Source organism: Occultella kanbiaonis, assembly GCF_009708215.1.
In the GTDB taxonomy this organism is placed as follows: Bacteria; Actinomycetota; Actinomycetes; order Actinomycetales; family Beutenbergiaceae; genus Occultella; species Occultella kanbiaonis.
Genome location: NZ_CP046175.1, coordinates 3,101,432 through 3,119,675, shown reverse-complemented (window position 1 = coordinate 3,119,675; position 18,244 = coordinate 3,101,432). Strand labels below are relative to the sequence as shown.

Here is an 18,244-nt window from a genome sequence, read left to right as displayed (position 1 = left end):
TCCACGAAACCTGCCCGGCCTACCGTCGATGTCAGTTCCATTGACACTCCTCCTGCCCGGGAGCCACGACGATGTCCAGCACACGACCGCATGCCCCGCCTGACCCAGGTCGAGAGGTGTGTTCGCCTGTGATGCGTCTGGAACCTCAGGAGGCGCCATGACCGCGGGCGTCTCGGTGGGCGCCGGGCGTGCGGACGTGAACGACGGCGTCGACCGGGCCTCGTCCCCGTGGCCCGGTCCGGTGGGGGCCGGCTTGGGCAACACCGCGATCGGCGCGCCTGCGGCGCCGCCGAGCGCCGCGGCCCAGGAGGTGCGCGCCATCCTGGCCCGCCGCCCGCTCGTGCTCACCGGGCTCCCGGTGCCGCCGCTCGACTCCGGCGCGTTCGCGGTGGCCGCCGATCACCTCGCCGGCGTGGCCGACGCCGTGCTCACCGGGGACTCCGCGCGGGCCCGGGTGCAGTTCCCACCGTCCTACCGGGCCGCCCTGATGCAGCAGCACGGCCTGCGTGGCTGGCTCGGGATCAACTGCCGGGACCGGAACCGGGTCGCCATCGAGGGCGAACTGCTGGCCATCGCGGACTCCGGCGCGGCGGGCGTGCTGTGCGTCACCGGTGACCCGGTCACGGCCGGGCACCGGCCGGACGCGAAGGGAGTCTTCGACCTGGACGGCATCAGCGCGGCCCACCTGGCGAGCCGGGCCGGCCTGTTCACCGCGGTGCCCGAGGCGCCGGTCTCGGCGCCGGTGCAGGGCCGGGCGCTGCGGGCGCTGCACAAGCAGCAGGCCGGCGCCGAACTGCTGTTCCTGCAGTACGCCGGGGACGCGGGCAGGCACGCCGCGTTCATCGGCGAGCTGCGTGATGTGGGCTGCACGCTCCCGGTGCTGCCCGGTATCCCGGTGGTCATCGACCACGACGGCGCCGCGGTGCTCGCCTCGTTCGGCGACGCCGTGCTCCCCGACGGTTACGTGCAGAGGGTGCTGGACGCCGTCGACCCGTTCGCCGAGGGCGTCCGCGCCGCGATCGAGTTCGGGCAGTCCCTGCTCGCGCTGGCGGACGTGGGCGGCGTCATCGCCGCCGGCGGTGCGTCGCCGGGCCAGGACGCCGAGTTCGCCCGGGCGCTGGGCATCATCGCCCGTGAGCTCGGCGGGGGTTCATGACGGGAGGACGCGGTGACGGCCTTACCGTGGCTCCTCCCGCGCCGCGTCGCCACGCTCGGGCGTGCCCACCTCGGTGACGAAGTCGTCGAGGATCGCGGCCAGCCGCGCCGGCTGGTCCTGTGGCACGAGGGTGTAGGAGTCGGCCACTTCGATCAGGCGGCCCCGCGGGAACAGGTCGGCGAGCGCTGGTCCGTGCTCGCGGGGCATCATCCGGTCTTCGGTCGCCCACACGACCAGGGCCGGGCGGTCGAAGTGGCGAAGTCCTTCGGTCAGCTCCCGCAGGTCCTTCGGGGGAGGTGTGGACAGCGCGAACGTCCGCAGGTCCCGGCGCACGAGCGGGTCGCTGCGCGAGGGCTCGAACCACACGTCCATCAGTGCCTTGTCCACGGGTCGCTTGCTCATCCACCCCCACCCGCCCGGGGCGCGCCGGAACCAGGTGAACCGCTGCAGTTGCATGGCCAGCCAGAGCAGGGCTGGTACCCGCGCGGAGGTCGCGATCGCCTTGCCGGGCTGCCCCGGTGGGAAGTTGTCGAACGCCTCGCACGCCACCAGCACCGCGGACCCGATCCGCGACGAGTCATCGCCCGCGAGGAGGAACTGGGCACCGCCCCAGTCGTTGAGGACCAGGGTCACGTCGTGGAGGTCGAGCTCCTCGAGCAGTTCACCGACCATCGCCGAGACGCCCCGGTGGGTGACGAGGTCGGGACGGTCCATCGGGCGGCGATGGCTGCCCAGCGGCAGGGTCGGGCTGATGCACCGGTGCCGTGGGGCGAGGTGCTCCACCACGCCGTGCCACAGGCTCGCGTCCATGTTCACGCCGTGCAGCAGCACCAGGGTGGGGCCGTCGCCGCCGGTGTCCTCGTAGTCGATCGTGCCTGCGGTCAGGGTCGCGCGGGGCATCGTCTTCTCCAGGGAGGGATGTCGTGTTCGGTCGTGGTCGCGTCGTCAGCCTATGGACTTTGACCGTTGCGCGGTGGGTAGGGTGACGAAGACGGCCTCGAGCACCGCGAGGTCGCGTACCGCATAGCGGTGGTGCTCGGCCTCCTCCTTCAGCACCACCCTGAGGCACCGGCCAGCGACAAGTGCCTGGTCGGGATAGGTGTCGGCCGGTTTGCGACCGCAGACTCGATCGAGCTCGGTCGCGGTGAGCCCTTCGACGACCTTGCGCATCGTGGCCATGCGCTCGAGCCGCTGCGCGAGCACGTCGTCAAGAGTCGGGGTGGCTTCGATCGTCAGTCCCAGGTCCGCCGCCGCGTCGGCCGGTGTGCCGCCGGCGGGGAAGCCCAACGGATGGAACGGCGCCTCCTCCTCGAGCACGGCATTGCCCAGCCAGGCATCGCCGGCGAACAACAGGTGCCGCTGGGTCTCGACGAAGGACCACTCGCCGTTGACCTGCTCGTGCAGCATAGCCTCGGGCAATTGCCTGGCACGGTCGAGCGTCGCCTCCCACTGGGTCTCGATGGCCTGCCAAGCAGCCCGGTAGTCGTCGGGGGACGCGGCGTCCCGCGCCATTACCCGTGTGGGGTGCAGCCGGTCGAGCTCGGCCTCGACGTAGGAGGTCACGTCGACGTCGTTCACGACGACACGCTGGAAGTCGCCGCCGAGGTAGACGTCGCGCCCATAGCAGTCGACGATCTTCAGACCGCTGACCTCGCAGTCGCGGATCTCGAGGCCGGTCAGGTCCGACAGGTGGATGCGGGCACCACGGAGCTGGTCACTCTGGGCGTTCTCAACAGTCATCGAGGCAGCGTCCCATGGTCCGCCGAACCGGGTGACCTTAGGCTGCGGTCGTGGAGCCGCTCAGCACTCTGGCGAACGGTCTCGACCTGCCTCCTGCCGGGCCACAGCGTCCGCGCAATCTGCGTGCCGGCCTTCCCGGCGTCCCTCCCCAGGTGGCATGAAGTCGCGATGGGCGAGGTCCTTCGAATGTATGAGGGATCCAGCATCTGCGGCCGCGGCACAGTCCTGTGGATCAAGCCAGCTGGCCCCATCAATGGCAGCGGAGGAACGTGAGGAACTCGAGCGCTGGCTCACCGACGAGCCATAGCCGCCGTTGCCGTTGGACAGCAGAGGTGAGAGGAGCGCGAAAGGCACGCTCCGGCGTCGGGCAGGTACTGCCTTGCCTCGAGCACCGGAACTTGCCTCCGAGGAGTCGGTCTACTTGGAGCGACGGATCGAGTTGACCGGGGTCAGGTTGACGTCGTAGAGCCGCCGGATGGCAGCCCGGGTCCCGCGTACACGGTCCTCAAGCCGCTCCGGTCGCGGCCCAGGACTGACGCACCGATCCCAGCCGGCGTCGGCGGGCGTAGCGGAGCTGGACGACGATGCCGATCACGGCGAGCACGAGCTGCCCGAGGTACCACAGCGGCTGGTCGCCGATGCGGAGCTCGGTGTCGGTCAGCGTGTCGAGGTCGAGGGCGTCGAACAGGAGCAACAGGCCGGCCACGGCTACGCCTGCCCCGGCGAGGGCACTGACCACGATCAGCACCAGCTCGGGAAGGTTCGTCGCGATCGCGAGAAGTCCCAGCACGATGCCGCCGACCAGCCCGACGATGACGAGGAGCCACGGCTGCGAGACGCCGAGGGCCGAGGCGATCGCCTGGCCGACCACGAAGCCCATGGAGGCGAACGCGAGCACTATGGCGACGGCGAAGAAGAAGTAGGCGAGCGCCGCGAACACCACGGCCAGGACGATTGCGGCGATCCAGCCGGCGGCGGTGGCCAGGTATCCCTGATCGGCGAGCGCGGCCACGAGCACCGCGCCGAGTCCGAATCCGATGAAGGCGCCCCACAGGGCGAGCAGAACCCGCATCGCTCCGCTTCCGCGGAAGCACAGCAGCAGGCCGATCACCAGAGCGAGCACGCCCACGACGACGTCGGTCATGTGGTCTCCGTCCTTGTCCGAAGGGTGCGGCACCGTCTCCGGGGACGGGTCCGCACCTCCGATTGTGCCGCGCCGGCCTGGGAACGGGCGGTGAGTGACGCGGCCGAATCGGCACGGGCAGGACCCGGCCGAGGCGTCGAGCGGGAACCGGGTGGATCAGTCGATGGTGACGACGAGCTTCCCGAGCGTTCCGGCCGCGAAGTCCGCGAAGGCCGTGGGGACGTCCGCGAGCGGGTATTTGCGTTGCACGATGACCGTCGTCGCGCCGTCGGCCTGGTTCTGCGCGAGCCGGGCCAGCGTCTCGGGGGCCGGGTTGGCGTAGATCGGGATCACGGTGGCGGTCTCGGTGGGCAGCTGGTCGGGGGAGCCGAGCAGGGGAGAGACCACCCGGCCACCGTTGCGCAGCGCGGGCAGCAGCGTTGCGGCATCACCGGCGAAGTGGAACACGACGTCGACGCCGTCGGGGTGGCCGGCGAGTACGGCGCCCGCCGGGTCCCGGGTGTAGTCGACGGTCTCGGTTGCACCAAGCGCACCGACGTGGGCCTTCTCCTCGTCGGTGTGTGCGGTGGCGATGACCCGGGCCCCCGCGGCCACGGCGAGCTGGACGACCTGGCCGCCCACGCCGCCGGTCGCGCCGGACACCAGGACGGTGGAGCCCTCGGCGATCTCGGCGGCTCGGACCGAGTCCAGGGCGGCGACGCCCGCGAGACCGAGCCCGGCGGCCTCGGCGAAGGCGACGCCGTCGGGCAGTTTCGCCAGACCCACGGCGACGGGAACTGTCACATACTCGCCGAACGAGCCGTCGCCGAGGAAGGTCTTGGTGACCACGCCGAACACGCGCTCGCCCGCGGCGTGGCCGGTCACGCCCGGTCCGACCGAGTCGATGACGCCGGCGAAGTCCTTGCCAAGGACCACCGGGAACCGGTGCTCCATCATGCCCTCGAGGTGGCCGTTGGCGACCGCGAGGTCGAACCCGTTGACCGATGCCGCGTGGACGCGGACCCGGACCTCGCCCGCGGCCGGCGCCGGGATGTCGATGTCGACGAGCTGCGGCTGGGAACCGGACTCGGGAAGTGCTAGTGCGCGCATGGTCTGTCTCCTTGGGTTTGGTTGTGTCGGGGTTGATCAGTTGCTGAGGGGCAGGTACTGCCGCTCGGCCTGGTCACGGGCGGTGTAGAGGTCCCAGTAGGTCTGCGCGATCGTGGCCGGCTCGTCGTAGGCATTGCCCGAGCCCATCCACACGCCGATCGCCACGTGCGCGGCGTAGACGCCCTTCTCGGCCAGTTCCTGGTGAAGGTTCAGTGTCCAGTTGCGCAGTGCCGCGGCTGCGGCGTTGACGTTGCCCATCATTGGGATCGGGCTGACGGAGCCGGCGCCGGTGGTGAACAGCAGCGTGCCGGCGCCGGCTTCGAGCATCTCCGGCAGCACCTGGGCGGCAGCGGTGACGGCGCCGTGGAGGTAGAAGTCCAGCTGCGGCTGCAGGTTGTCCGGCGTCACTTGGAGCGGAGACACCATGTCCAGGACAGTGCCCGGCGTACTGACGGCCGGCGAGTACTCCAGGACGTCCACCGCACCGAAGCGCTCCTTGACCCGTGCGAAAGCCGCGACCAGCGATCGACGGTCCATGACGTCGGCGGCGAATCCGGCGGCCTCGATGCCCTTGGTGCCCAGCTCCGCGGCGAGGGCGTCCACCTTCTCCTGGGAGCGGGCGAGGAGGGCGACCTGGAAGCCGTTGCCTCCGAAGACGCTGGCGATGGAGGCGCCGAGGCCGGTTCCGGCTCCAACGATGGCGATAGTGGGCACGATTCGAACTCCTAGGGATGGGGTCGAGACTTATTCGGAGAGGGTCCTCCACTTGTCTGGCTCAGACGGTAACAGACGAAGTGGAGGGGGTATTCCGGTGGAGGTACGGTGAGGACATGAGCTCACCTTCGGAGTCGCCCACGGGGCCGTGCGACCAGATCCTGCGCACCGATGCCGCGCGCAACCGGGAGAAGATCCTCGATGCCGCTCGCGAGGTCTTCGCCGAAGACGGCCTGGACGCGCCCATGGCCGAGGTCGCGCGGCGCGCCGAGGTGGGGATCGCCACTCTGTACCGCCGGTTCCCGACCCGCGAGGACCTCATCGCCGCCACGTTCGCAGGCAAGATGGCCACGTACGCCGACGCCGTCGAGCAGGCGCTGGCCGACCCCGACCCGTGGCACGGGTTCTGCACCTACGTCGAGCGGGTCTGCGGGATGCAGGCCGCGGACCACGGCTTCACGGACGTCCTGACCATGACGTTCCCGACCGCCGAGGCGCTGGAGGCCGAGCGCTCCCGGGCGTACCGGGGCTTCGCCAAGGTGGTTGCCCGGGCCAAGGCCGCCGGGCGGCTACGCACGGACTTCTCCGACCGGGACCTCGTCATCCTGTTGATGGCGAACGCGGGCGTCATCAACGCCACCGGCGACGATGCCCCAGATGCGTGGCGACGGCTCGTCGCCTACATGCTCCAGGCGTTCGCCGTCACCACCGGAGAGCCACTGCCGCCGGCGCCGAAGGGCCGGGACCTGTTCAACGCGATGGTGCACGGCCAGCACAGTCACCCGGCGACCCACGCCTGACCGGCGGCGGGAGCCGAAGAGCCCTATCGGTCGTCATCGTCGCCAGCGGCACGGCAGGATACGACCCATGACTCTCAGCGACGACGAGCTCGCCGTCAACGCGATCGGCCAGACCGTGCGGGCCGGGCGCAAGAGGCTCGGGCTGTCCGTGCAGCAGTTCGCCGACCGTGCGGACGTGAGCCTCGGCCTGGTCAGCACGCTTGAGCGAGGGCGCGGGAACCCGTCGCTGCACACCTTGCGCCGGCTCGCGGCGGTGCTCGGCGTGGGCGTCGCGGACCTGCTGGAACCGGCCCTGGAGGATGTCGGCGTGGTGCGTGCGGCCGAGCGGCACCGGCTTCCCGTGCCCGACGGCGCCGAGCCGCAGCGGGTGGTCCGCGAACTGCTCACCCCGCGGGGCGAGAGCCGTCTGCAGGTGATCCGCTCGACCCTCCCGGTGGGATTCTCGAACGAGGCTCAGCCGTTCCGGCACCTGGCCACCGAGTCCATCACCGTGGAGAGCGGGCGGCTGCTGCTCGCGCACGGGGACCGGCGCGAGACCCTCGAACCCGGAGATTCCGCGACCTACGGATGCGAGACGCCGCACTGGTGGGCGAACGTGGCCGATGCGCCGACGGTGGTGATCGGGGCAGTCACCGCGTCCGAGCGGTGACTTCAGCGCGTTCCGCGAGGCCGACCACCCCGGTCCCGCTTCCGCGGAAGCGCCCGTGACCTAGCACCAGAACTGTCGACCTCGCACGCGCGGAGGTACTAAGTCACGGTGCGCAGGTGCGATCTCGCCGCACCGGGTGCGATCTCAGCGGGCGGGGTTGCTGCCCGCGCGCTGCCGGACCAGGTCCGCGAGCCGCGCCAGCGGATCCGGGTCGTCGTCGACGCGCAGGTCGTAGGCCAACGCGTCCGCCGCGACCTCGGCGGCGAGCAGCGCCGCGCTCTGCCGGCCCCGAGCGTCGCCGCCCGCCTCCTGCCCGGCCACGAGCGAACGCAACAGCGCCTGCGCGAGCGAGTGGACGCCGTCGGGCCGGCGCTGCCCGAAGGAGGCGAGCATCGCCTCGAGCACCTCGGCCCCGGTGAGCACATTGCCCACGACGATGACGCCGTCGTGCAGCAGGTGCCCGCGCCAGGCGGAGGTGGCCCGCCCCGTGTGCGCGGCCCCGCGCCCGTCCAGCGCGAGCACGGCGGCCTGCCGCAACTCCGGCTCGTCGTCCCAGTCGCCGACGGCGGTGATCGCCTGTTCGGGGGAGCGTCCGGTCCGTACGGCGTCCAGCAGCAGGGTGCGCAGGCGCGGGTTCGTCCATGCCTGGCTGGCGGCGGCACCGACCGTGGGATCGAGCGCCGGAACCGTCGCGCCGACGGCGAGGGACCGGCTCGCGGTGGCGATGCCGATGGCGGTGTGGTCGCGGTCGAGCGCGATCACCGTGTAGGTCATGGTTACCCGTGTGTTTCGTTTTGGTGACGGTCGTGCGGTCGTCTTGCCTCAAGCCGAAGTCTCGCACATACTGATCAAATCATCATTAGAGTGATCGAAGGAGCCCTCATGCGCCGCGCCGCATCCCTGATCGCAGGCCTCGCAAGCCTCGCGTTGTTGGCCGCATGCTCGGCCGGCGAACCCGTCGACCTGGACGACGACTCCGGCACCGGCGCCGGCCAGTCCGCCGGGGAGATCCTGAACGTCGCGATCGGCGGCGAACCCGATCAGCTCGACCCGAACAAGACCTCCTCCTACTTCTCCTTCCAGGTCCTCGAGAACGTCTACGACACCCTCGTGGAGACCGACGCGAACCTCGAGATGCAGCCGGCCCTCGCCGAGACGTGGGAGACCAGCGACGACCAACTCACCTGGACCTTCCAGCTGCGCGAGGGCGTGACGTTCCACGACGGGTCCGAGTTCACCAGCGAGGACGTGCTCTACAGCTACAACCGCATCATCGACGAGGAACTCTCCAACGCGTGGAAGTTCGCGGCCATCAGCGACATCCAGGCGCCGGACGAGTACACGGTCGAGATCACGCTCGCCCAGCCCACCCCGAACCTGCTCTCCAACCTCGGCGGCTTCAAGGGGATGGCCATCGTGAGCCAGGAGAACGTGGAGTCCGGGGAGATCACCACCGCACCGATCGGCACCGGCCCGTTCTCGCTGACCGAGTACGTCTCCGGCGACCACATCAGCCTCACCGCGAACCCCGACTACTGGGGCGGTGCGCCGTCCATCGGCGGTGTCGAGTTCCAGTTCATCTCGGAGCCGTCCACGGCCCTGGCCGCGTTGCGCTCGGGCGAGATCGCCTGGACCGACGTGGTGCCGCCGCAGCAGGTCGCCGAGCTCGAGGGTGACGACGCGGTCGAACTCGGCGTCGCACCGTCGAGCGACTACTGGTACCTGGCCCTGAACGAGGCGAACGAGCCGTGGAACGACCCGCGGGCCCGGCAGGCGATCGCCTACGCGATCGACCGGGACGCCATCATCCAGGCCGTCAGCTACGGCACCGCCACCGCGAACCAGCTCGCGATCCCCGAGCAGAGCATCTGGTACACCGAGTACGACACGTACTCCACGGACCTCGACCGGGCCCAGGACCTCCTCGACGAGGTCGGCTTCACCGGCGGCACCCTCGACCTGCTCGTCACCACCGACTACCCGGAGACCGTCACGGCCGCGCAGATCATCGCCGCCAACCTGGAGCCGCTCGGCATCGAGGTCTCGATCCGGCAGCCGGACTTCTCCACCTGGCTCGATGAACAGAACACCGGCAACTTCGACATGCTGATGATGGGCTGGCTCGGCAACATCGACCCGGACGACTTCTACTACGCCCAGCACCACTCCGCCGGCGCCTCGAACGCGCAGGGATTCGCCAACGCCGAGGTCGACGAGCTGCTCGACGCCGGCCGGGTGGAGACCGACCAGGGCGCCCGGTACGACCTGTACGCGCAGGCCGCCACGATCATCGCCGACGAGGCCAGCTACATCTACCTCTACAACCCGTCGGTGATCCAGGCGTGGAGCCCGGACCTGACCGGCTACGAGGTGCTGCCGGACCGAGCCATCCGGTTCCGTTCCGTGGAGCTCGCGGCTTCGTGAGGTCGGGCTCGCCCCGGGCGCTCGTGGTCTTCCTGGGCAGGCGGCTGCTGTACTCGGCGGTGGTCCTGTTCGGGGTGCTCGTGGTGACGTTCGCGATCGTGCAGCTGGTACCCGGTGACCCGATCCGGCTCGCGCTGGGCACCCGGTTCAACCAGGAGGCCTACGACGCGCTCCGGGCCGCCAGCGGCCTCGACCGGCCGTTGTCCGAACAGTTCTTCTCCTACGTCGCCGGGGCTCTCACCGGGGACCTCGGGGTCAGCTTCCGCAGCGGGCAGCCGGTCACGCTGCTGTTGCTCGAGCGGCTGCCGGCGACGATCTCGCTGGCCCTGGTGGGGGTGCTGATCGCGTTGTTGATCTCCGTGCCCGCCGGGATCTGGGCCGGCCTGCGGGAGGGTCGCCTGGCCGACGGGATCGTCCGGGTCACCTCGCAGTTCGGGGTGTCCATCCCGGACTTCTGGATGGGGCTGCTGCTGATCACGCTGTTCGCCGGGGTGCTCGGCTGGCTCCCCTCCAGCGGGTACGAGGCGCTTGCCGAGGACCCGGCCGGGTGGGCGCGCCGGGTGATCCTGCCCGCCCTGACCGTGGGGCTGGTCGCCGCGGCGATCCTGACCCGCTACATCCGCGCCGCCGTGCTCGAGGTGGCGCACGCCGGCTTCGTGCGGACCGCGCGCTCGAAGGGGCTCGCGCCCAGCGTGGTCACCGGGCGCCACATCGTGCGCAACGCGCTCGTGCCGGTGCTGACCATCGTCGGGATCCAGCTCGCCACGATCCTGTCCGGCGTGATCGTGGTGGAGGTCGTGTTCGCCTGGCCCGGGCTCGGCCGGCTCGTCTACGACGCCGTCGCCGCGCGCGACTACGCCCTCATCCAGGGCGCCGTGCTGCTGATCGCGGTCCTGTTCCTGCTCGTGAACCTGGTCGTGGACGTGCTCTACGCGATCGTCGATCCGCGGATCCGGCTCTCATGACCAGCGACCAACGCCCGACGGCGGAGCGCGGGCCGGGCGTTCTGCCGTCCGTCGGCAGCTCCGCGCCCGAGCGCCGGGTCGCCTCGTGGCGACTGCTCGCCGCCAACCCGGTCACCGTGGCGGCCGCGGTGGTGCTGGTCGTCGTCGTGTTCGTCGCGCTGTTCGCGCCCTGGCTCGCGCCGTACGGGGTGAACGAGGTGGACGTCGCCGGCGCGCTGCAGTCGCCGAGCTGGGCGCACCCGTTCGGCACCGACGACCTCGGCCGCGACATCCTGTCCCGGGTGATGCTGGCCGCGGGCACCTCGCTGCAGGTCGCCGTCGTCTCGGTGACGTTCGCGTTCTGCGTCGGGGTGCCGGTCGGGATCATCTCCGGCTACGTCGGCGGGTGGCTCGACACCGTGTCGATGCGCGTCGTGGACGTGATGTTCGCGTTCCCGGTGCTGCTGCTCGCACTCGCGATCGTGGCCATCCTGCAACCCGGAATCGCGACCACGATGCTCGCCATCGGGATCGTGTACACCCCGATCTTCGCCCGGGTGGCCCGGGCCAGCACGCTCTCGGTGCGCACCGAGCCGTTCGTCCAGGTGGCCCAGACCATGGGCACGCCGTGGTGGCGGATCATGCGCCGGCACGTGCTGCCGAACATCGCCGGACCGTTGATCGTCCAGACGTCGCTGTCCCTGGCGTTCGCGATCCTGTCCGAGGCGGCGCTGTCCTTCCTCGGCCTGGGCATCCAGCCGCCGCAGCCGTCCTGGGGCGGGATGCTGTTCGCCGCCCAGGGGTTCGTCACCCAGGCGTGGTGGATGAGTGTGTTCCCGGGGCTGGCGATCTTCGTCACCGTGCTCGCCTTCAACCTGCTCGGCGACGGCCTGCGCGACGTCCTCGACCCCAAGCAGCGCACCCGGATGGAGTCCCGGCACCGATGAAGATCCTCGAGGTCGCCGACCTGCACGTGTCCATCGGTCGTTCGGACATCGTGCGCGGGGTCTCCTTCGCCCTGGAGCAGGAGCAGACCCTCGGCATCGTGGGGGAGTCCGGCTCTGGCAAGTCCATGACCGTGCTCGCCGCCACCGGGCTGCTGGACGCGCCCGGGGCGCGCGTGAGGGGTTCGTCGTTCCTGCACGATGAGCGGCTCGGCGATCAGCAACTGATCGGGCAGACGCCGAAGGCCCTGCGCCGCGTTCACGGGGACGCGATCGGCTTCGTGTTCCAGGACCCGTCCACCTCACTGAACCCGCTGCTCACCCTCGAGCGGCAGATCACCGAGTCACTCGAGGCGCACCGCAACCTGACCCGCCGCGCGGCCCGCACCCGCGCGCTGGAGCTGCTCACCGCCGTCGGGCTCCCGAACCCGCAGGACCGGCTCGACGCCTATCCGCACCAGCTCTCCGGCGGGCAGCGCCAACGGGTCATGATCGCGATCGCGCTCGCGTGCGACCCCGGCCTGCTCATCGCCGACGAGCCGACCACCGCACTGGACGTCACCACGCAGGCGCAGATCATCGCGCTCGTGCAGGAGTTGCAGGAGCAGCGCGGCACCGCCGTGGTCTGGATCAGTCACGATCTGGGCGTGATCGGGCAGGTCGCCGACTCGTGTCTCGTGCTGCAGGAGGGGCAGGTGGTCGAGCACCGGCCGATCGTGGACCTCGTCGACGCTCCGGCGCACCCGTACACGCAGGTGCTGCTCGCCGCCCGGCCGCGGCTCGGCGGCTCGCCGCCGCCGCCGGTGGATGACTCGGGTGCTGTGCTGCTGGACGTGGCGAACCTGGACGTCCGGTTCCCCGTCTCCACGCCCACCGGCCGGACCTACGTGCACGCCGTGCAGGACGTCTCGTTCCAGGTCCGGCGCGGCACCACCCTCGGGCTGGTGGGGGAGTCCGGCTCCGGGAAGTCCACGATCGCGAACGCCCTGACCGGGCTGGTGCGGGCGAACGGGAACGCCTGGCTGGACGGGCAGCCGCTGCTCGGCAAGGTGCCGAGGGACCGACGGCGGCGCCTCGCCATGGTCTTCCAGGACCCGTTCTCCTCGCTCGACCCACGTATCCGCGCCGGCGACGCCGTCGCCGAGCCGCTCCGGGTGCACCGGCTCCGGCCCGGCCGGCATCGCGAGCGGGTGACCGAGCTGTTCGACCTGGTACGCCTGCCCGCAGCGTTCGCGTCGCGGTTCCCGCACGAGCTCTCCGGCGGCCAGCGCCAGCGCGTCTCGATCGCGCGCGCCCTCGCACTCGAGCCGGACCTGCTCATCCTCGACGAAGCCACCGCCTCCCTGGACGCCTCGATCCAGGCCCAGGTGCTGCAGTTGCTGCGCGATCTCCAGCAGGAGCTGGCCCTGACCTACCTGTTCATCGCCCATGACCTGGCGATCGTGCAGGACATGAGCCACGACGTGCTGGTCATGCACGATGGTGTCGCCGTCGAGTACCGGCCCGCCGCCGAGCTGTTCGACGACCCGAGCGAGGAGTACACGCAGCGGCTGCTCGCGGCGATCCCGCCGGAGCGGCCGCGGGCGGCGCTGGAGCGGTGACCGCGCCGCCTGCGCCGGATGCAGACGTCAGGCGAGTCCCGACTGGAACGCGAACACGACGAGCTGGGCACGGTCACGGGCGCCGAGCTTGATCATCGCCCGGCTCACGTGCGTGCGCGCCGTCGCCGGGCTCAGGAACAGGCGATCGGCGATCTCGTGGTTGTTGAGCCCCTCCGCGACGAGGGTGACGATCTCGACCTCGCGCGCCGTCAGCTGGTCGAGCTGAGGATGCGGAGTGAGGGGACGCCGTCCCGCGGAGATGAACTCGGCGATGAGGGTCCGGGTCACGCTCGGCGCCAGCAGCGCGCCGCCGTCCACGACGGTGCGGATCGCGTCCAGGAGCTGCGCGGGCGGGGTGTCCTTGAGGAGGAACCCGGAGGCGCCCACATGGAGGGCCTCGAAGACGTATTCGTCGCGTTCGAAGGTCGTGAGCACGATGACCCGCGTCCCGGCGAGGGTCTCCTGGGCGACGATCCGCCGGGTCGACTCGAGGCCGTCGACCCCGGGCATCCGGATGTCCATCAGGACGACGTCGGGTCGCACCCGGATCGCCTCGTCGACCGCGGCGAGCCCGTCCGCTGCCTCACCGGCGACGTCGAACCCGTCCTCGTTCTCCAGCAGCGTCCGCAGACCGATCCGGACGAGGTCCTGGTCATCGACCAGCAGCACGCGAATCACTGCGGGCCCGCCGTCCGTCGGCGCCGGCCCCAGGGCTTGACGACCGAGAGGGTCATCGCGACCACCAGCGCGACCGTCGACACCACCGGCGGGAACATCAGCTGCCGATCGAGCTCGAAGGCACCGGAGGATCCGAGTGCGGCGCTCGCGGTCGCCGTGAGCTCGGCCACCGACGGCACCAGCACCCCCACCACGAGCCCGATCAGGACAAGCGTGATGATGAGCTTGACCAGCACCCACCGATAGCGCACCAGTCCGTACTTCGAGCCGAGACCGAGCACTACGCCGCTGAGCAGGGTGAGCAGTGCGGCCGCAACGAGCGGCCAGCCGACGAACGCGCCGATCGCGACCGCGAAGGCCGCGGCGGGAGCGGACGGGGCGTTGAGCGCGGACAACACGAGGACGCCGAGGACGACGTCCATGCCGAGCCAGGCGCCCGCCGAGGCGAGATGCACGACCAGCGTGATCCTTCGGGGGCGCGCGGCGAGTCGCGGCAGGACACGACGGCCCGACGGCGTGGGCCGGCTCTCGGGCGACGCGTTCCGTACCGGGGCGGTCGCGGTCATCTCGGCTCCTCTCGTCCGCGGTCGACACCCCAGTATCGGCACAAGGGTCCGGCGACGCATACGTCCTCGGACGTATCCCGACCTACGCCCCCGGCACGGTGACGCCGGGCCGCGCCAGGGTGAGGCTGAGGCGCATGAGAACACGCACACTGTCGCCGCTGATCGGCGCCCTGGCCTTCCTGCTGTGCTACCTGGCGGTATCGCCGATCGCCGGAGCGTTCAGCGTCGGCGAGCTGCCGCTGCCGGGATCCCCGCCGACCCAGGTCCATGACTATCTCGCGGCGAACACGGTTCCGTCGTTGCTCACCGGGCTGCTCCAGGGGCTCTCCGGGCTCGGCCTCGCGGTGGTCGTCGCCGGACCCCTGACCAGGCAGGCCCCGGTTCACGAACGTCGCGGGTGGCTGCCCGGGCTCGGACGGATCGCGGGCTGGATCGCCGTGGCCGCGATCCTGACCAGTGCCGCGCTGTCCATCGTGCTCGCTCTCGTCGCGACCACGGCGGATACCGACCTCGTCTCGGGAATCCGCAACGTGTCGTTCTACACGGGCGGGTTCACCCACGTCGTCGCGCTCGGCGTGTTCGTGCTCGCGGTCGTCGCGTCGGGCGGCCTGAACCGGTCGGTGCGCGTGGTCGCGTGGATCGCCGGCAGCCTTGCCGTGCTCTCGCTGTTGTCCATCGTGATCTACTACGCCTCCCTGTTCCTGCCGCTCGGCCGTCTCAGCTGCATGGTCGCCCTCGTGGTTACCGGCGTCAGCATCGCCCGGCGGGGTTCCCTCGTGACGGCAGCCTGACTGCGGCAGCATGGTGGGGTGACGATGCACACGGGCCGCGAACTCGCCGGAACCCTCATCCTGACGGGGGTCCTGCTGCTCGTGGCCGTGGGGACTCTGCCGTTCCTGGTCGTCTGGGGGACCCAGTCCCGCCCGGTCGACGCGGCGGCTGTCGTGCTCGCCGTGGTGGCCGCGGCATCGGCGGCGCTTCGCCGGTGGCCGGTGGTCTCCTTCAGCATCTGCACGGTCGCGACGTCCGTGTACCTGATGCTCGGCTACCCCTACGGGGGGATCCTGCTCTGCCCCGCGGTCGCGGCCTACACGGTCGCCCGCCGGACACCGCTCCGGGTCGCCGTGGTGGCCGCAGCCGCCGCCCTTGCGCTGCTGCTGGCGCACGTGTTCACCAACGGCACCGCGGTCGAAGGGCTGATGACGTTCCTGCCGGGCTCGGCCTGGATCGTGGTGCCGTTCAGCATCGGGCTCGCCCGCCGTCTGGTCGTCGAGGCCGCGGAGCGTCAGCGTGCCGAGTCCGAGCGCCGTGCCCTGGACGACGAGCGGTTGCGGCTGGCATCGGAGGTGCACGACGTCGTGGGACACGGGTTGGCGGCGATCCAGATGCAGGCCGACATCGCCCGTCATGTTCGGGACCGCAAGCCCGAGCAGGCGGACATCGCCCTGGATGCGATCAGTCGCACCAGCGCGGAGGCGCTCGCCGAACTGCGTGCGACCCTTGCCTCGATCGCACCGAGCGAGTCCGCTGCCGCACGGGAGGCCCGTGCCCCGACGCCCGGCCTGGCTCGCGTCGGCGATCTGTGCGCCCGGATGCGCGAGTCGGGTATCGCCGTCGATCTGGCGGTCACCGGGACGCCGCGGGCGCTCGATCCGGCGGTCGACGTCGCCGCCTACCGGGTGTTGCAGGAGTCGCTGACGAACGTGGCCAAGCACGCGGCGCGGCGGCATGCGAGCGTTGCGGTGCGATACACCGCCGATGCGGTCGAGGTCGAGGTCGCCAATCCGATGGAGCCCTCGGCCGAGGTGACCGAGGGCTTCGGGATCACCGGCATGCGTCGGCGGGTCGACGACGTGGGAGGTGAGATCACGGTGAGCACGGGTGGCGGCGAGTTCCGGGTGGCCGCTGTACTTCCCGGCTGATCGGGGGACCATCGGATGACGCGGTTGCTGCCGCGAGCCTCGGCGGAGGTACGGTCCGTCACCGAGATCCACTACGAGCAGGATGGGCGTCCATGCGGCTTCGAAGGCTGAAACCAGGCGACTGGATCATTGCCGGACTGGTGGTCGCCTTCACCGTTCCCACGTCGATCAGTCTGCTCGCGTCGGCGGCGCCGTGGGTCGTAGCCGTGGGCGGCGCGTGCATCGCCGGCCTGGCGGCACTGCTGTTCGTGCGGCGCGCGTTCCCGCGTGCGAGCTTCCTGATCTGCTGCGGGATCCTGCTGGTGCTGCTCGCACTGCCCGGCCTTCCGGACGGTGTGCCGATGATCCTCCTGCCGATCAGCCTGTGCCACTTCCCGGTGCTGCATGCCGTAGTCGCCGAGACCGGCTGGTGGCGTCTGCCGCTCACGGTCACGATGATCGGCCTCGGCCTGATCCTGGTGCGTGCCGCGGCGGCCGTGCCCGACCCGTTGAGCTGGGGCGCGTTCTGGGTGTTCGTCCCGGTCGCGGCAACAGTGGTGCTGGGCACCGTGGCGCTCGGCGTACGCGAGTGGGAGAACCGGCAGGCGCAGGAGCAGCGCCTGATCGACGCCGTGAACCGCGAACGGACGTTGATGGCGCAGGAGGTCCACGACGTGGTCGCACACTCGGTGGCCGTCATGGTGGCGCAGGCGGATGCGGCGCTCCTGGTGGGCGAGCGGGACCCGGCTCGGGCCCGTGAGCTGTTGGAGAACGCGGTCCGCACGGGGCGGGACGCGATGACGGAGATGCGATCGGCGGTGCGGCTGCTCCGGGATGGTCAACCGCCCGAGGCCGCACCGGTGACCTCGCTGCATGACCTGGACCGGCTGGTCCCGGCGGTCCGGACACCGCAGCTCGAGGTCGAGTTCGCCGTCGCCGGTGACGCCGAACGCGTGACCACCGAGACGGCCCGCGCCGCCTACCGCATCGTCCAGGAGTCGCTGACCAACGCGGCCAAGCACGGCACGGTTCCGGTGCGCTGCCAGGTCCGGGTGGAGGTGGACGAGCGGGAGGTCCGGCTCCGGATCCGCGACACCGGCCCCGGCATCCGGCCGGACGCGGCGGCATCGGGAGGCCTCGGCATCGCCGGCATGCGCGAGCGGGCGCGGACCGTCGGAGGACGCCTTGAGATCGTCGCGGACCGCTCCGGGACGGAGGTGCGAGCATGGCTGCCGATCGCGTGATCCGGGTGCTGATCGCCGATGATCAGGAGCTGATGCGACGCGCGCTCGAAGCCGTCATCGGCGTGCAGGATGACCAGGAGGTCGTGGGTTCCGTCGGATCCGGTGAGGCTGCCGTGCGGACCGCACTCGAGACGGACGTCGACGTCGTCCTGATGGACATCCGGATGGGCCAGCTGGACGGGATCGCCGCGTGTGCCGAGATCCGCCGGCACCGACCCCGGAGCCGGGTCCTGATCCTGACGACGTTCGACCTCGACGAGTACCTGTTCCGCTCGGTGGCGGCTGGAGCGTCCGGATTCCTCACCAAGGACACCCCCTCGGTGGACGTCGCCGCGGCCGTTCGCGAGGTCCATGCCGGCCGCTCGATGGTGTCGCCGCGCGCGACGAGGGCGCTCATCGACCGGATCGCACGGGTCGCGCCGGGCGCCGTCGGGGTCGCCGCGGCCCTGACCGACCGCGAGCGGGACGTCCTGGCGTTACTGGCCCGAGGCTTCTCGAACGCCGAGATCGCCCGCGAGCTGTTCGTCGCGGAGTCCACGGTGAAGAGCCACGTCGGCAGCCTGACCAGGAAGGTCGGCGTACGGGACCGGCTGCACGTCGTCGTCTGGGCCTACCAGAACGGGATCTTCTGATTCCAACCTTCGGGGGAG

Annotated in this window: 19 protein-coding genes; 11 read left to right on the top strand and 8 right to left on the bottom strand. The window is 70.9% G+C overall.

Annotated elements, in window-relative coordinates; all coding sequences use genetic code 11:
• The first annotated feature begins 157 nt into the window (after window positions 1-157).
• Window positions 158-1,156, top strand: coding sequence for a methylenetetrahydrofolate reductase (locus GKS42_RS14380; protein ID WP_154794445.1), 999 nt, complete (start codon window positions 158-160; stop codon window positions 1,154-1,156).
• Window positions 1,157-1,177: 21 nt separating this feature from the next.
• Here the strand turns inward: GKS42_RS14380 and GKS42_RS14375 are convergent, their stop codons facing one another.
• The 5 genes from GKS42_RS14375 to GKS42_RS14355 all read right to left on the bottom strand — a co-directional run bounded on the left by GKS42_RS14375 (window position 1,178) and on the right by GKS42_RS14355 (window position 5,843).
• Window positions 1,178-2,056 (bottom strand): alpha/beta fold hydrolase, encoded by an 879-nt coding sequence (locus GKS42_RS14375; protein ID WP_154794444.1) that lies wholly within the window; start codon window positions 2,054-2,056, stop codon window positions 1,178-1,180.
• Between the two features lie 45 nt (window positions 2,057-2,101).
• Window positions 2,102-2,896, bottom strand: a complete 795-nt coding sequence (locus tag GKS42_RS14370; protein ID WP_154794443.1) for a DinB family protein — start codon at window positions 2,894-2,896, stop codon at window positions 2,102-2,104.
• 505 nt (window positions 2,897-3,401) lie between these two features.
• On the bottom strand, window positions 3,402-4,040 hold the full coding sequence (locus tag GKS42_RS14365) for a DUF4203 domain-containing protein (RefSeq protein ID WP_154794442.1): 639 nt from the start codon (window positions 4,038-4,040) through the stop codon (window positions 3,402-3,404).
• Between the two features lie 156 nt (window positions 4,041-4,196).
• Window positions 4,197-5,129 (bottom strand): NADP-dependent oxidoreductase, encoded by a 933-nt coding sequence (locus GKS42_RS14360; RefSeq protein WP_154794441.1) that lies wholly within the window; start codon window positions 5,127-5,129, stop codon window positions 4,197-4,199.
• Between the two features lie 36 nt (window positions 5,130-5,165).
• Complete coding sequence (locus GKS42_RS14355; RefSeq protein WP_154794440.1) at window positions 5,166-5,843, bottom strand: SDR family NAD(P)-dependent oxidoreductase; 678 nt, start codon at window positions 5,841-5,843, stop codon at window positions 5,166-5,168.
• A gap of 116 nt (window positions 5,844-5,959) precedes the next feature.
• Here GKS42_RS14355 and GKS42_RS14350 point away from each other — a divergent pair, with 116 nt between their 5' ends.
• Together GKS42_RS14350 and GKS42_RS14345 are read left to right on the top strand one after the other, a co-directional pair.
• Window positions 5,960-6,643, top strand: coding sequence for a TetR/AcrR family transcriptional regulator (locus tag GKS42_RS14350; RefSeq protein WP_154794439.1), 684 nt, complete (start codon window positions 5,960-5,962; stop codon window positions 6,641-6,643).
• A 67-nt stretch (window positions 6,644-6,710) separates the two neighbouring features.
• Entirely contained in the window at window positions 6,711-7,292 is a 582-nt protein-coding gene (locus GKS42_RS14345) for a helix-turn-helix domain-containing protein (RefSeq protein ID WP_154794438.1), read from the top strand.
• Window positions 7,293-7,436: 144 nt separating this feature from the next.
• On the opposite strand, the gene GKS42_RS14340 is transcribed toward GKS42_RS14345, so the two are convergent.
• Window positions 7,437-8,066 carry a DUF1028 domain-containing protein gene (locus GKS42_RS14340; RefSeq protein ID WP_154794437.1) on the bottom strand — a complete coding sequence of 210 codons (630 nt, stop codon included), beginning with the start codon at window positions 8,064-8,066 and terminating at the stop codon, window positions 7,437-7,439.
• A gap of 108 nt (window positions 8,067-8,174) precedes the next feature.
• Between GKS42_RS14340 and GKS42_RS14335 the strand changes: the two genes are divergently transcribed.
• From GKS42_RS14335 to GKS42_RS14320, 4 genes are read left to right on the top strand one after another with little or no spacing between them, the layout of a single operon-like run.
• Window positions 8,175-9,716 (top strand): ABC transporter substrate-binding protein, encoded by a 1,542-nt coding sequence (locus GKS42_RS14335; RefSeq protein ID WP_154794436.1) that lies wholly within the window; start codon window positions 8,175-8,177, stop codon window positions 9,714-9,716.
• Complete coding sequence (locus GKS42_RS14330) at window positions 9,713-10,681, top strand: ABC transporter permease (protein WP_154794435.1); 969 nt, start codon at window positions 9,713-9,715, stop codon at window positions 10,679-10,681. Before GKS42_RS14335 ends, GKS42_RS14330 begins: the two co-directional genes overlap by 4 nt.
• Window positions 10,678-11,607: an ABC transporter permease gene (locus GKS42_RS14325; RefSeq protein WP_154794434.1), complete on the top strand. Its 930-nt coding sequence runs from the start codon at window positions 10,678-10,680 to the stop codon at window positions 11,605-11,607. Before GKS42_RS14330 ends, GKS42_RS14325 begins: the two co-directional genes overlap by 4 nt.
• Window positions 11,604-13,205 (top strand): dipeptide ABC transporter ATP-binding protein, encoded by a 1,602-nt coding sequence (locus GKS42_RS14320; protein WP_154794433.1) that lies wholly within the window; start codon window positions 11,604-11,606, stop codon window positions 13,203-13,205. The genes GKS42_RS14325 and GKS42_RS14320 overlap by 4 nt, the downstream gene beginning before the upstream one ends.
• 27 nt (window positions 13,206-13,232) lie before the next feature.
• Here the strand turns inward: GKS42_RS14320 and GKS42_RS14315 are convergent, their stop codons facing one another.
• Together GKS42_RS14315 and GKS42_RS14310 are read right to left on the bottom strand one after the other, a co-directional pair.
• Window positions 13,233-13,883: a response regulator transcription factor gene (locus tag GKS42_RS14315; RefSeq protein WP_154794432.1), complete on the bottom strand. Its 651-nt coding sequence runs from the start codon at window positions 13,881-13,883 to the stop codon at window positions 13,233-13,235.
• The gene (locus GKS42_RS14310; protein ID WP_210769188.1) at window positions 13,880-14,449 is read right to left on the bottom strand and encodes a hypothetical protein; all 570 of its coding nucleotides are present in this window, start codon (window positions 14,447-14,449) and stop codon (window positions 13,880-13,882) included. The genes GKS42_RS14315 and GKS42_RS14310 overlap by 4 nt, the downstream gene beginning before the upstream one ends.
• 134 nt (window positions 14,450-14,583) lie before the next feature.
• Between GKS42_RS14310 and GKS42_RS14305 the strand changes: the two genes are divergently transcribed.
• The 4 genes from GKS42_RS14305 (at window position 14,584) to GKS42_RS14290 (ending at window position 18,226) form a co-directional block, all read left to right on the top strand.
• A complete protein-coding gene (locus tag GKS42_RS14305) occupies window positions 14,584-15,240 on the top strand; it encodes a hypothetical protein (protein WP_154794431.1) in 657 nt (218 codons plus the stop codon).
• Between the two features lie 24 nt (window positions 15,241-15,264).
• Window positions 15,265-16,371 (top strand): sensor histidine kinase, encoded by a 1,107-nt coding sequence (locus GKS42_RS14300; protein ID WP_154796740.1) that lies wholly within the window; start codon window positions 15,265-15,267, stop codon window positions 16,369-16,371.
• Window positions 16,372-16,463: 92 nt separating this feature from the next.
• The gene (locus GKS42_RS14295) at window positions 16,464-17,594 is read left to right on the top strand and encodes a sensor histidine kinase (protein ID WP_154794430.1); all 1,131 of its coding nucleotides are present in this window, start codon (window positions 16,464-16,466) and stop codon (window positions 17,592-17,594) included.
• Window positions 17,576-18,226, top strand: coding sequence for a response regulator (locus GKS42_RS14290; RefSeq protein WP_154794429.1), 651 nt, complete (start codon window positions 17,576-17,578; stop codon window positions 18,224-18,226). Before GKS42_RS14295 ends, GKS42_RS14290 begins: the two co-directional genes overlap by 19 nt.
• Window positions 18,227-18,244 lie beyond the last annotated feature (18 nt).